Raw genomic sequence first — 13,044 nt, forward strand, 5'->3', positions numbered from 1 at the left:
AGCGTCAGCTTCTGGTGACGACGGTCAGAGGGATGCGGCGATGATCGATCAGCGCCTTTCCCACGAAGCCAAGCAATTGGAGAATAGGCTGCGTCGCTGCAGCTTTTGAGATTGCTGGCTGCACGATCCAAACCTTGTATTCGAAGCGATACTGATTCCAGCTCGCATGCAGCCTTCTCAAGACCCCCAGCGTACCACGGTCAAAGCGTGTCGACTCCCCACGCTCCAGCCGACGCTTCTCGCGGTTCATCATATTCCGAAGGAAGCGTTTTGGCTTGTGGCAAAACTGCACTGACTTCAACGCTTGCCCTGCAACCTCATAGAGATCGTCCAGCCGCGCCTTGCCCGCATCGGTACCAGCATATTTACAATGGCACATCAGCACATCGACCGATGTCTCCCGGACTTTGATCGCTATAACGTCAGCAAACTCGCCGGTACCGTCGTCATCGAAGATGATGTCGTAATCGCTTTTCTTCAGTTCTTGAATGACGCGGTACTGTACAGAGTCCGTACGGCGCTCCGGACCCTGCGATTCGATGCGCGGGTTTGTTCCAGTCCAGTCCCAAGGAACAATGGCACTATCCATTATGGGCGTTAAGTCCAGTTCCTTCGGCGGAACGTAGAGATGTGAGTAGATCAGGAACGATCCGTCGCCAAAGTCGATTTGCGGAGCATCGTCCGCAAAAGACTCCGCCATCGTCCGGTCATGCCGATGCGTTTTTATCCGGCAAGGCGGACCCGATGTTTGCCTATAAGTCGCGTCGGTCGCCGTGAAGCCGATTTCAAACTCCGCCTTCTTGTCGTGCGCGCGCACGTCAAACTTGAGCGCACCGCTACGAGCGTTGTTCGAGAGTGCGAGATCACACTCTGCAAACGGATAAGAACTCTCGCCGAATGAAATTTCAATTCGCTCCTCGAAGGACAGCAGAAGGCTCATAGGCCAATGAATCACCAGCGCGTGAGCATCTGGGCGTACAGCAATGAGGCGGGGTCGCATGGCAGACGCGAACGCCGCTGACTCCGGGATGGTGTCGTTGTCAAGGAGCGCACCCAGGCGATGACACCACGCAGTCCAGTCGGTGAGATCGTGGATGCGGGACTGTGACCAGAACTTTCCTTTGATCGAACAACCAAACGTACGCGGCTCGCCGTCTTCATAGCCACAACCAAAGATGTTGTTCTGAATGCGCTCCGCCTTCATCAGACTGTCTATACCGTCGCTAACGTCGATCCCCATGAGCATGGAGTAGCGCGTTCCACCGCCCTGGCGGTGCGTCATGCCCAAGTTGCGGATGACCAGCTGGTTGAAATCGTGGAAGCAACGAAACACTGCCTGATCCCTGATGCGTGTCGTGTCATCGCCACAGAGCGCTTTTGCAAGCTGATCAGACGCAGTCGGCCCAGTGCTGCTAATGTAAAGCAGTTCCGTTTGGTCATCCCAGTGGGCCAGTATCAACTCCCACGAAACGTCGGTGGCTGTGGCCGACGTTGGACGCACATGGCAGCTACGTTGCGCTGTCGCGGCATCGAGATGGGATGGACCTGCATTACGGCGGCGACGACTTCGCGACCCGCGAACGGCTTGTCCGCACGCTATCGCGTGACCGCGCCAAGGACATGGCTTCCGATTACGAGCTAGTCGATCCGGTACAGAGCTATGCAGAGCGGCGCGGTATCACCTTCCGCCAGCGTGTGGTCGAGATCGTGCGCCGGATTGTTCCGGAAAAGCTCCGCGACCGGATCGACGGGCTGCTGGACGGGTGGCGCTCGCCCGCAGACGCCGAGCCCGGCCAGGACCGTGGACGCAGTCCGGGAAGGGAGAATGTTGGAGCGCAAATCGCTGACGCTGGCTCCACGCCCGAAAGAAATACTCCCGCCAAGGGAGTGTCGCGCGACACGGATATGCCGATGGACGCGGAAGCGGCGTTGCGCCGCGCTCGCACGAACGCGCTTGTGCGCCACGCACGCGCGCTCGACGCGATCCTCAGCACTGGAAATGCGGACGGGCAGGGTAGTCCCGAGCAGATGCGCGAATTGAGGGATGCCCGCAGTGCTTTCGAGAAGGTTCGGCCGCACGGCTGGCGCGATGCCGAAGCGGCCTATGCGAAAAATCCCGAGCTTGTCCGTGAGGCGGGGGCCGGCCGGGTCAACCGCATCGTGCTGGCTCTCCAGCTTGAAACCGAAATCCGCACTGGGCTGGACACTGATCCGGGCCGCCGCGCCGCCCGTTTCGTGGAACGCTGGCAAAAGCTCGATCGCACGAGCCTAACGCAATACCAGGCCGGCGACATGTCGGGCTACCAGTCGACCCGCTCGGCCATGTCCGACATGGCCAAGAGCCTTGAACGCGATCCACAGCTGGAATCGCTCCTTGCCAACCGCAAACGTGATCTTGGCATTCATACCGATTCCGGCCGTAGCCTCGTTGCGGAGCTCGCATTTAGCTATGGCATCGGCAGGGGACGCGGAATAGGAATCTGAACCCCTCCGATTTGCCGCCGTTTCCACGCCAGAGGCGGGTCAGGCGAAAAGTCTGATTGCGTCCAGCATTGGTTCGCACTGTTGTCCCAGCGGATACCGGCAACAGCCGTTGAAAAGCAGGCGAGCTATGCCCGAGCCAGATCGTATCATACGCCTCAGAACCGTCCTTGACCGGACTGGCCTGTCCCGCTCAACCCTCTATCGCAAGATTGCCGAAGGCACGTTCCCCGCGCAGATCAAGATCAGCATAAACGGGGCGGGCTGGAGAGAATCCGATGTCGATCGATGGATCGCCGATCCTGTTGCATGGCGAACAGGGCGTCAGTTCTGAGTGCGAGCCAAACGAACACCAGGACCGCCGCCATTCTCCGGAATGAATTCTATCCCAGCGGCTTCAAATGTGTTCCGGAGTGCTGCGACGGTAGTGCCCTTCAGTTGCTCTCCCCGCTCAAACCGGGCGACAGTATCCGGTGAAACTCCAGCATTCCAAGTCTCTCGTCCCCCAACCCAGGGCAACCCGCGCCATCTTGCACTGGGTGTTACGACCACCCTCAGCAGCCTTGCCACGCCCCAAGCTGTTAGGAGCTCGGATCATGACTGATTCCGACAATAGCACGACTTTGCCTTCCGTCACGACCAGCCGACGCGATCGGCAGACGGCAAATGCGTCAAGACATTTTGAGGATACAGACCCAGCAATTCTGCTGCTGCGAGGCTGGTCGCGGGCACAGCACGTTTCGAATGTCCTTTGCCGACTTCAACAGCGTCTAGAGAGACGCGTGCTCGACGCTGCGGCCCCGAACGCGATGGATAAGAAGGTCGGCTATTCAATCGCCTGCCAAGCGGAAGTCGAGGCCACGACTGCTGCCTTGAAGCTTCAAGACAAAATCCCTGACATACGGGCGCATTCGCTTCTTGGCGTAGTCGCTAAGCTCGAAATCATCGCTGGCGCGGATCGTGACATCGACGATCCAACAGACTTTTCGCTGGCCGCATATTGCTTCGGTCCTTGCCGACTTAAAGGAAATCGCCGGGAGCCTGCCGCTTGAACGGCCTGAGCGATCCGTCGTTCAGGCGGACTGCAGGCAATATCAAGCGATGGCGGCCAACCTGATCGATCTGGAAAACCAGGCCGCTAGTCTTCATTTGGGGTTCCCCGTGCACCCCTCCCGCATTGGAACTTGAACCGCCATCCCAAACAGCACTCGAGCTGCGTGTTCAACCTTAGAGTCCGTTTTGAAATTCAGGGATGAGCGTTTCTGCGGATGAGATTGCCGCCCATAGCGACAAGGATCATGGCGTGAGAGACGTCGATGCGCTTCTCGTAGTCGCGCACGAGGCGGCGCCATCTTGTCATCCAGCCGAAGGTGCGCTCGACAACCCAGCGGCGGGGCAAGACTTCGAAGCCCTTCTGGTCGGATCTGCGGATGATCTCTACCACGAAGTCCAGATAGGCGGCCTTATCCAGGAGCTTCAGCCGGTCGTAGGCGCCGTCGGCGAACAGATGTTTCACCCAGGGCCAGCGCTTGCGGATACCATCCAGGATCGCCTGAGCGCCGGCGCTGTCGGAGATATCGGCCGGCGTCAGGTTGACCATCAACAGCCGCCCATCCGTATCGACGGCGATGTGGCGCTTGCGGCCGACAATCTTCTTGCCGGCGTCATAACCTCTTGTTTCAGCTTGCGGAGCCTTGACTGACTGGCTGTCGATCACGCCCGCCGTGGGACTGGCCTCGCGCCCGGCTCGCTCGCGGTCCAGCATCAGCGCCACGTCGTGGATGGTCTGGAACAGAAAGCGCCGCGCCAACTCGCGAAACCAGCCGTAGACCGTCTGCCAGGCGCCGAAATGGATCGGCAGCATCCGCCAGCCGCAACCCGAGCGCACAAGGTAGCGCACCGCGTTGATCACCTCACGGAAATCAACCTCGCGCGGACGGCCACGCCGCCCGGGCTTGGGCATCAGCGGCGCGAACTGCTCCCACTCCTCGTCCGTCAGATCCGACGGGTAGCGCTTCGTCTTCTTGGCAATCTGGGCCATCCGCCCACGGCTCTGCTTTGTCCACATCCACAGCTTGAATCATAACCCAGCCTCAGACGAAACCCCACCAAGCCGATTTTCAAAACGGTCTCTTACCGGTCTCGGGCAAAACGCTCTAGCCCGCTTGATGCACGGCGATCGGCTTTCGGCGGCCTGCATGGCGATCTGGCCGCCCTTGGGGTGCATTTTGACAAGCCTCGTCGGGCGCCGGCGATGATCCGTCGTGACGGAAGGCGGGGGTTTGCGGGTTGAGGTCGGCGGGTTTGTTTCGGGACGTCTGCGCCCCATCGTTTATGTCGCGAGTTGCGGGATGCGGCTGAGGACGATGCGCAGAATACGCTGGTCGGGGCAGGATGTCGGCAGGTGCAGACGGATCTGGGTTTTCATCTCGACCACGCGGGCGGCGATTTTGATGAGGCGCAATCGCAGCGTGTCGAATTGGGCGACGGCAAAGGAAGACCGTTTCGGCATCGCGGCCCGCAGGCCCCACATCAGCCAGTAGGCGCCGGCATGCAGGAACAGCCGGAACTGGTTGGCCGTCGCTCTTGTGCAGGAGGTGCGGTCGGCGGCGAGATGCGTCTTCCACGACTTGATGTGGTTCTCGGCAGCGCCGCGCCGGCAGTAGACATCCTCGTAGAGCGCCTTGGCCTTGCCATTTGCAAGGTTGGTGACGATGAAGCGGGTATCGGCACCTTGGGCGCCGACCTCGACGCGGGCGATGATGCGCTCTACGCGGCTCCAACTGGCGGCGCCGTCAAAAAACTCCTTGAAGCGGCGGACCTTGTTCGTCTTCGATGACACTTCAAAACGCGCCATCGTGCTGCTCTCCAGGTCCGCGACATGCTTGCGCAGGGTCGTGGTGGGCGCCACGCCGAGGATGAAGTCGACATCGTTGGCGCGGCACCAGTCGATGACCTGCGGACTACAATAGTGGCTGTCGGCCCGGATAAGGATGCCGGTGTTCGGCCAATTGCTGCGGATCGCCCGCACCAGGCGGCGCAGGTGGGGGCGGATTTCTGCCCCGCTCGGCCGCTTCGCTGGTCGCAGGACCGCACCGACGAACCGGCCGTCGCCATCGAACACAACAATCGGCTGGAAGCCGTATTCGTCGTGATGGGCATTGAACAGGCGGAGCTGCTGGCCGCCATGCACGGCGTCAAAAGTGTCGTCGCTTCGGAACCTGGCGGAAGGAAGCGCAATAGAGGTCGACCATCGCCCGGCCCATAACGATCAGTTCCCGCACGCCAGGCAGGTTCTCCAGCCGGCACATCGTCGATTGCGAGGCCAGATCCCGACCCGAAGGCAGCGCATCCTGGGCCATCTTGAAGACCGGATCGCAGCGCAGCCGGTTGGCGTCGTTGCCATCCTCATAACCGGGCGGCGATCATCTTCATGCGAAAGCCGATCATGTCCGCCAGGCTGTGGATGATCTGGTCCGGGCGGCGCGGATCGTCGATGCAACGCGCCACACGGTCGGCCACACGCAGCCGCTTTTCCACCTCGGCCAGAGCCAGAACACCACTGTTCGAGGACAACATGCCGCCGTCAAAACGGGCGACGACGGACTTGCCGCCGACTGATGACAAACCGCTCAGCGGCAGCGTAAGATCATTCATGGCGGGTGTGGTCTCCGGGAAATGGTTCGGATCGGCTTAAGCAACCAAATCCTACGTCATTTCAACGGCTTGCACCACATCCGCCAACCCCCATGAATTTTCCGGGCTAGCTGATGGAGAAAGAAAGCTGTCAGCTCCATAGTAAATGGCTTCCCGAGCAGCGGCACCGAGAGCCCTTTCGATCTTTGCAGGATCACTGAAATCCGGCATCGAATCCAGTGTAAGCCGGTCGTGGAATTCTCTGAGAAGCTTGTCGGCTGTGTCAGCAAAATCGTTCTCAAGATTGACAACGGAGTAGGTGCGATCCGACGCGGACTGAACCATCAGCCCGAGCAAGAGCATGAACTCATTGCTGTTTAGCTTGGTGGTAGACCAGCGCTTTTCTGGATCGTCGGCGACCTTACCTTCGCGCAAATCAATAGCAACGATCCAATCGCGATACACGATAGCAGAAATATCATGCAAAACCCCAGCGCTCTGCGCGAGAACACGCAAAGTCATCAAATATTTTTTCGAGAGAACGCGCCTTTGGTCGCCCTGCGTTTTCCAATTCCATGTTTGTCATGTCGCGCAAATTCTTATGTGGGCTAGAGCAATTGTTCCAAAGAACTCTCCTCGCTCACCACTTAACATTCAGGTCGTCGTCGTAGAGCATACTTGGTAACATACCCATCATCACGTGGTCGGGCAGGATGCGGGTAGCCCGCTTCTTATGGACTTCGAACCCGGGGTATGCATCCCCAATGACCTGCTTAAAGAAAGCCTGCGTGCGAGGGTTCAGGCATTCCGTAATTTCCCACAGAAATGCGTGAACGGCCTCATAATCGGAGACGACCTCTTCGGGCCGATGAATCGCTTCGAGATGCTCGAAGAATCGTTCGACATGGTTTCCCGGCGTATTGAAGAGCGGGCGTCTGCCATCGAAATAGACCACCTCGATCTGCTCGCGGATAGGATCGACATTACCGTGCAATGCGAAATTTCTCCTATCGACGACGCGCATGAAATGCGCATAGGCGTTGGTGCTTTTGTCGATGTCGCGTGCAAAGCCATCGCAATGCTGGCTGAGCAGCGCGAGGCGGTCGGGAATCTTGGCCCGGATAAAGGCCTGATAGGCCTCCGGGGCATTTCGGATCTCATCGCGCGTGAACATGAGGATCACCATATTGATGAAGGCCTCGGCCATAACCGGCATCAGAAGGTGAAGCTTTAGACAGTTGCCGAAGAGATCGTTTGCGCGTGCGGATACGCCTTGCATGGCTTTTTCCAAAGTTTTCAACCGCGATTTGGCAGCCGGCGATCTCTTTGGAAAAGCAGTCTTTGCCGGGGCATCGACAATAGCTGCGTGCAAGTCGGCGCACAGGCCTGCGATACTGACAAACTTGTTCTGGAAGACGACGAATTTTTCTAGGCTCTGTAGTACGGCGGATTTCTGCGGACCGATCCTCGCATAATCCGTTCTGATACCGACAATCAGGTCCCGCCACTGCTGGTGCGTGAGCGCCTCGCCGACCATGATATGAATCTCGCGCGACATGCCGCAGACATACACGTCGGTCCCGCCGGCCTTGAGGCTGTAGTCCCAGTGTATCCAGTTATCGCTGTCGTCCTTGCGCAGGAAGTTTTGAAAACCATTCGGTTCGCCAAAGCGAGCTTTCAGATAACAATAGATGTCTACCGGCTTGAGCCGTGCCCTGACCGCGAGAATGGCACCGCCATCTCTTTTCTTAGGCTTCCGGTCGCGGGTAACCCATTCCACAACTTCCTGCCGGGTAGCTGCCCGCCACTCACCGATATTGAGACAAGCCGGCTCTTTGACAGCCTGTCCCTTCGTTCGCTGATGGGATTTACGCACGATCGTCACGAATATTCAGCGTGTAACGTGTGTGTCGGAGTTCACCAGTTCTTGTCAGCGCACCCTTGGCAACCAGATCCTGCAGGTCCCTCGTCGCCGTGGCACGCGACGCCTGGCTGATGGCGATGTAATTCTCAGCGCTGAGATGACCCTTGAAACCGTCGATACCTTCCCGGAACATGCGAGCGATCACCTTCTCCTGGCGCTCGTTGAACTGACCCCGATGATGCTCGTAGAACTTGGCCTTGGCGATGGAGAATTCGACACGAGCAAGCGTTACGCGCTGCGCTTCAAGGATCGTGTTGGCGAAGTAGAGCAGCCAGTCGGTAATCGCGTTGCTCTTGTTGCTGCCTTCCAGGCTGTCGTAGTAGGCCTTGCGATGACGCTCGATCGTATAGGCTAGCGCGATGAGGCTCGGCTCGCCCAGATTTTGCGCCAGCGCCTTTTCACAAAGGGCGCGCCCTATGCGGCCGTTGCCGTCTTCGAACGGGTGGATGCTCTCGAAATAGAGATGGGCGATACCGGCGCGCGTCAGCGCGGGTAGCGGAGCCTGGCCCTTGGGCGCGGTATCGTTGAACCAGATGGTAAAAGCGTCCATTTCGGCCTTCACGCGCGATGAGGGTGGCGCTTCGAAATGCACTTTGGGCTTGTCCAGCCGATTGGAGACGATCTGCATGGCATCGGCATGCTGGCGGTAATTGCCGATAGTCTCGATACGCCGTTCACCCGACATCACCATCTTGTGCCAGGCGTAGAGGGTGCGATGCGAAAGCGGCTGCGCAAAATGCAAGTACACGTCGGCCATCATTTCGGAGACGCCTCGCTCCGCTGGAGGAATGCGTCTGTTTTCACCTCCAAGCCCAAGTTGCTGCCGTAAGGACGATTGCAGGCTCTCGCGGTTGAGGTATTCCCCTTCAATGGCGGATGTCTTCAAGGCCTCTTCGCTGATAAGCTCGATGCGGATCTGATCGCGATCCTCGGAACCGACGTGACGAAAGACGCCGAGGAACTCGCCCGATCGCAATAGGAACTCGCTTTCCAGCGGGTCCAATGCCATCTTGTCGTAGGTAAAATGCGGCCAGTCGGCCTGTTCCCAATTCCATGCCATGAGCTATAGAACGCCTTTCTATAACTCATAATGGCGAAAAAAGTGAGCTATAGCAATCTTATCTATACCTCAGTCAGTACCCAATAGGTGGCCGTAAAATACCCATATCCTGGGGCGCATCCGCCAAAGCCGGACGGGCTCTCGTGAAACCGAGCTCAAGCGAGTATCGCGCCGAGCCGGTCGCCGAAAAGAAAACACGCGGCGGCGATGCCGAATACGGCTGAAAAATACTGCACGCTGGCGGCAACGCGGGCAGATACCGGCCCGCAGGAGATAAAGCCACAGCAGCTAGGCCCGCCACCCCGACCGACTGCTTCCGTGGTGCTTCCGCGACGTATTTCCCGCCCTCTTCTTGCGGAAAAGAGGCCTTGCTAACCACCTGTTTTCACAGTATAAAAATGGCGCACCCGACAGGATTCGAACCTGTGACCTCTGCCTTCGGAGGGCAACGCATGAGCCGGTCGGAGTGTTCCCCTGGCACCGCGCCGACGCGAAATTGCGTCAAGGCAACCGAACAAGTGAGGGAATCTGCCATACTAATTCCCGTACTAATCCTAAGATTAGTATGGCGCGCGGCGGCTAAGTGCTTGAGATAATTGGCGCGCCCGACGAGATTCGAAGTCCTCCCCCCCAGATTTGTAGTTTAAGCTGTTCGCTTACGCTGGTTTGTCGCAAGGCGAGGGCGGCGGTTAGAGGTTCTTTCCGATAGCTTTCTTGGATCAAGAGCCTTTCGGTGGCTCTGCGCTCAGATTTCCCGCAGAAGGCTTCGATTATGCAGTTCGGCCAGATCAATCCCCGGATCAATCCCGCGGAGCGCCACCGCATCGAACAGGAGGCATTAGTTTAGGCCGTCGTCACCAACGCGAGCAGTTCATGCTGGAGCGTCGTCACAAGGCGTTGCATCGCCTTGACCTGCGCGAGCGGCGCTCGCTCGAAACGAAAATCCGGCGAGAAATCCTGGCGGCTGAAAGCCTCCACGTCGAAACGTGGAAGGCGCGCCAGCATCAGATCGAGGTCAACAATCTCGACATCACGGTTCCAGCGGTTGGTCTCAAAGCCGAGCCCAAAAGGAGCTGGAAAAAGAACATTGGCGAGAACTCCGGCCACAAGCAGAACCGCCCGCGGGGGCATCGCTATACGCGAGAGGAATGAAGACTCGGAGAGGGGTGCGTCTGATCGATCTCTTCCAGGAGGATTTCTGCGTAGCGGTCAATCGCCGCGGGCGCGATCTCGACATTGCCCAGCATCCACCAATGCGAACCATCGGCTCGTGTCCCGTTGTAGAAGGCGACATCGCACGTCTGCATACCGCCATACGTGCCTCAGATCAGGTACGAACGGCCAGGTTCGGGCCTGGATCGCATCGGCGTCCATGGTCCTGCTGCCATCTTCATCCGGCGCCTCCCATTTCTAAACGGCGGCGTTCTCAGCGGATGCTTCAACTTCCAAAAGCCCAAGCCGGTGAACGATTGCCTTCCCGATCGAATCCGTCATCGCTTCCGGGAAGCCACCTGGCAGCGATTCAACTACCTCATCAAACGCCCGCACCGCGCTTTCCGCGAGATCGTCGAAGATCGATTTTACAAGTGCCGCTCCCACTCCGGAGAGCTCAGCGGTTTGAATGAAATGGCGCGGCATGATGTCGTTGATGGCGTAGTGGCGGCCCTTGCCGACAGACATGGCAAGCTTGAATTTCTTCTTCTGGATTTGGCCAGCGTCCAGACTCGGCTGCGCGCTGAGCACGTCGTAAAGAGGCGTCATTCTGAACCGCCCGCCGGGTCCCAGAAAAATGCTGAAATTTTTCGCGTGGCCGTCGGTTGCTCCGATCAACCAGAACACAATGTTGGCCCGCATGAACATCGCGATGGCGCTCTCAGGCGTATCGCTGCCCTTCAGGAGCTCCAGGATTGAGCGCATGCTCGGGCCCCCGTCGGACTGATATTTTCGTGTGGGCGGGAAGGAAAGGGCTTGACAGCAATCCTCCTGCGGCAGGCGGAGCAGCCGATTATCACGTGTCCAGCGGCGATCAAAGCGCTCGATTATCAGCGTCCTTCGCTCTCCGAAGTCCGTGATTTCGGCGTCGGCGCTCGGCGCGCCGAATGCGGCGAGGAGTTTCAAGCAGAGATATTCGTTCTCGACACTGTTCGACAGGTCGATGCCGTTGGGCAGCTGCCGGATTTGAGGTTTGAGAATGTGGGTTGTCGCGCTCGTGCCAACGGGCTTGTACCATTTGCCGTCTTTGCGCAGCAGGGCCGTTTTCTCCTGCGCGCCCGCGATGGAAATCCTGAAATCATCATCCTCGCCCATGCCCAGCGGGGCAGCTGCGAGATTGCGAATGATGTCCCCAATCTCCGAAACGTCGACAGGTTTTCCGTCGGTACTTCCCGGCGCGCCTGGATTGATCCCATCCGGCAGAAATTGAAGCGCGCCGACGCAATCGTGACCAAGGGCTGTGAGCATGCTGTATGCGTCTGTGCCTGCGGCTCCCACTCTTTCCGCGACGCGCTTGCGGATTGCGTCGCTATCCGGCAGCAGGTTGTCGAACACGTTGATGACGGGTTCGCCGATATAGCGGTCCTCGCGCAGCGGCAGCGACAACGAAATCGGAAACGTCGCCCTCCAGCAAGCCAGTCGAGATCATAGCGGAAATCGATAGCGCCGCTTGTCTCACGTCGCAGCACGCCAACAAGGCGGCTGTTGAGAAAGACGTTGAGGGGAGCGTGCGTTCGCTGGCGCGCCATTTAGAAGAGGTCCTCAATGTCCGCTGCGCTCGCTTTGCTCCGGTCCCGGACCACGAGTTCGAGGTTGAGGGCAGCGAGTGCCTCCATAACGGTGCGCAGTTGGACTGCGGGCTCGCCGGCTTCGAGCCGGGAGACCGTTCCCTGCCGAAGATGGATGTTGTGCCCCAGGCTTGATTGCGTCATCCCCGCCTGCTTGCGCGCGCGGCGCAGGATGGCTCCCAGTTGTTTTTCGGTACGGGCGATTTGCTCGTTCATGATGACCTCCAAGGCCAATATACGCGAGCCCGTATAAAATATCAATATACGCGATGCCGTATAAAGCCGAAATATGCGCACTTGCGTATAAAAAGGAAATATACGCGTTCGCGGCTAAAGTAGTTCCAGCCAAGGAATGAGGAGTAGGTTGGCGCGCCCGGTCTTACCGGTACAGGCTCTAGGCTTTGCCCCGAGGCCCCACCGCGGGCGGGTCTCAGCCCAGCCGGCCGTTGCGGTGAGACTGGCGGCATAGGCCGTCGGCGTGAGGAACCCGAGCGCTGAATGTGGGCGGTTTTAGTCGTCCTTCCATTCGGCGATCGTCGTGCGGGTATGGTCGACGCTGAAGAACAGGGCCTCGTTCAAGAGCTCGTCCCGCATCCGCCCGTTGAAGCTCTCGCAGCGGCGTTCTGCATCGCCTTGCCCGGCGCGATGTAGTGCCATTCCACCTGATGATCCTTCGACCGGGCGAGCGTGGCGTTCGAGGTGAACTCGGTGCCGAGGTCGCAGACGATCATGCCCGGCTTGCCACGGCGGGCGATCAGGTACGTCAGTTCCCGCGCCACACGCCGGCCCGAGATCGAGGTCGACCACGTTGAGGATGCGGAAGCGACGGCCGCAGGCAAACTGGTCGTGGACGAAGTCCAGCGACCAGCGCGCTTTCGGCCGCGCCTCCACCAGGATCGGTGTCCCGGTGCCGACCGCACGCCGTCGCGCGCCGCTTGTGCACCGCCAGCCCTTCCTCGCGATGGAGCCGATAGATGCGGTTGGGCCCAACACTTCATCCAGATCCAGACCGGCCTCAGCGAATTGGCCTTTGCCGCGGCATACCCGACGTCATGCCGCTGAACCGCCTGCCTGACCTTGTCGCTATAAGCCGCAGACCGCGCGAACCTAAAGTCGTACACGCCAATCGGCAGATTTTGCCTGACCGGAGACAACCTGTTGAG

At 59.0% G+C, this 13,044-nt stretch carries 10 protein-coding genes and 4 pseudogenes; 3 read left to right on the forward strand and 11 right to left on the reverse strand.

Features of this window, described 5'->3' with window-relative positions; genetic code table 11:
- Nucleotides 1–4: 4 nt before the first annotated feature.
- Entirely contained in the window at nucleotides 5–1,333 is a 1,329-nt protein-coding gene (locus ACFOJ9_RS00670; protein ID WP_378976429.1) for a hypothetical protein, read from the reverse strand.
- Nucleotides 1,334–1,485: 152 nt separating this feature from the next.
- On the opposite strand from ACFOJ9_RS00670, the pseudogene ACFOJ9_RS00675 reads away from it, so the two are divergent.
- Together ACFOJ9_RS00675 and ACFOJ9_RS00680 are read left to right on the forward strand one after the other, a co-directional pair.
- Nucleotides 1,486–2,484: pseudogene (locus tag ACFOJ9_RS00675) on the forward strand (Ti-type conjugative transfer relaxase TraA); the annotation flags it as partial.
- Nucleotides 2,485–2,611: 127 nt separating this feature from the next.
- The gene (locus ACFOJ9_RS00680) at nucleotides 2,612–2,815 is read left to right on the forward strand and encodes a helix-turn-helix transcriptional regulator (protein WP_095085203.1); all 204 of its coding nucleotides are present in this window, start codon (nucleotides 2,612–2,614) and stop codon (nucleotides 2,813–2,815) included.
- Here ACFOJ9_RS00680 and ACFOJ9_RS00685 read toward each other — a convergent pair.
- Nucleotides 2,806–3,010, reverse strand: a pseudogene (locus ACFOJ9_RS00685) (transcriptional regulator). The gene ACFOJ9_RS00680 and the pseudogene ACFOJ9_RS00685 overlap by 10 nt on opposite strands.
- 67 nt (nucleotides 3,011–3,077) lie before the next feature.
- Between ACFOJ9_RS00685 and ACFOJ9_RS00690 the strand changes: the two are divergent.
- Nucleotides 3,078–3,533, forward strand: coding sequence for a hypothetical protein (locus ACFOJ9_RS00690; protein ID WP_245331121.1), 456 nt, complete (start codon nucleotides 3,078–3,080; stop codon nucleotides 3,531–3,533).
- A 194-nt stretch (nucleotides 3,534–3,727) separates the two neighbouring features.
- Here ACFOJ9_RS00690 and ACFOJ9_RS00695 read toward each other — a convergent pair whose 3' ends face one another.
- The 9 genes and pseudogenes from ACFOJ9_RS00695 to ACFOJ9_RS00735 form a co-directional block, all read right to left on the reverse strand.
- Complete coding sequence (locus ACFOJ9_RS00695) at nucleotides 3,728–4,549, reverse strand: IS5 family transposase (protein WP_378976432.1); 822 nt, start codon at nucleotides 4,547–4,549, stop codon at nucleotides 3,728–3,730.
- A gap of 264 nt (nucleotides 4,550–4,813) precedes the next feature.
- Nucleotides 4,814–6,138: pseudogene (locus ACFOJ9_RS00700) on the reverse strand (IS1380 family transposase).
- Nucleotides 6,139–6,189: 51 nt separating this feature from the next.
- Nucleotides 6,190–6,639 (reverse strand): hypothetical protein, encoded by a 450-nt coding sequence (locus ACFOJ9_RS00705; RefSeq protein WP_378976434.1) that lies wholly within the window; start codon nucleotides 6,637–6,639, stop codon nucleotides 6,190–6,192.
- Nucleotides 6,640–6,757: 118 nt separating this feature from the next.
- On the reverse strand, nucleotides 6,758–8,002 hold the full coding sequence (locus ACFOJ9_RS00710) for a hypothetical protein (RefSeq protein WP_143748764.1): 1,245 nt from the start codon (nucleotides 8,000–8,002) through the stop codon (nucleotides 6,758–6,760).
- Nucleotides 7,986–9,101, reverse strand: coding sequence for a Fic family protein (locus ACFOJ9_RS00715; RefSeq protein WP_378976436.1), 1,116 nt, complete (start codon nucleotides 9,099–9,101; stop codon nucleotides 7,986–7,988). Before ACFOJ9_RS00715 ends, ACFOJ9_RS00710 begins: the two co-directional genes overlap by 17 nt.
- An 843-nt stretch (nucleotides 9,102–9,944) precedes the next feature.
- Nucleotides 9,945–10,208 (reverse strand): hypothetical protein, encoded by a 264-nt coding sequence (locus ACFOJ9_RS00720; protein ID WP_378976438.1) that lies wholly within the window; start codon nucleotides 10,206–10,208, stop codon nucleotides 9,945–9,947.
- Nucleotides 10,209–10,511: 303 nt separating this feature from the next.
- Nucleotides 10,512–11,699, reverse strand: a complete 1,188-nt coding sequence (locus tag ACFOJ9_RS00725; protein WP_449288641.1) for a type II toxin-antitoxin system HipA family toxin — start codon at nucleotides 11,697–11,699, stop codon at nucleotides 10,512–10,514.
- A gap of 143 nt (nucleotides 11,700–11,842) precedes the next feature.
- On the reverse strand, nucleotides 11,843–12,097 hold the full coding sequence (locus ACFOJ9_RS00730) for a helix-turn-helix domain-containing protein (RefSeq protein WP_095090082.1): 255 nt from the start codon (nucleotides 12,095–12,097) through the stop codon (nucleotides 11,843–11,845).
- A 114-nt stretch (nucleotides 12,098–12,211) separates the two neighbouring features.
- Nucleotides 12,212–12,869: pseudogene (locus ACFOJ9_RS00735) on the reverse strand (integrase core domain-containing protein); the annotation flags it as partial.
- Nucleotides 12,870–13,044 lie beyond the last annotated feature (175 nt).

It is taken from the genome of Mesorhizobium cantuariense, assembly GCF_042647205.1.
In the GTDB taxonomy this organism is placed as follows: Bacteria; Pseudomonadota; Alphaproteobacteria; order Rhizobiales; family Rhizobiaceae; genus Mesorhizobium; species Mesorhizobium cantuariense.

Bases quoted from the DNA above. Each gene is read 5' to 3' on its own strand.
- ACFOJ9_RS00680 (WP_095085203.1), top strand. From the start codon at position 2,612: ATGCCCGAGCCAGATCGTATCATACGCCTCAGAACCGTCCTTGACCGG.
- ACFOJ9_RS00695 (WP_378976432.1), bottom strand. From the start codon at position 4,549: ATGTGGACAAAGCAGAGCCGTGGGCGGATGGCCCAGATTGCCAAGAAG.
- ACFOJ9_RS00715 (WP_378976436.1), bottom strand. From the start codon at position 9,101: ATGGCATGGAATTGGGAACAGGCCGACTGGCCGCATTTTACCTACGAC.
- ACFOJ9_RS00730 (WP_095090082.1), bottom strand. From the start codon at position 12,097: ATGAACGAGCAAATCGCCCGTACCGAAAAACAACTGGGAGCCATCCTG.
- ACFOJ9_RS00705 (WP_378976434.1), bottom strand. From the start codon at position 6,639: ATGACTTTGCGTGTTCTCGCGCAGAGCGCTGGGGTTTTGCATGATATT.
- ACFOJ9_RS00690 (WP_245331121.1), top strand. From the start codon at position 3,078: ATGACTGATTCCGACAATAGCACGACTTTGCCTTCCGTCACGACCAGC.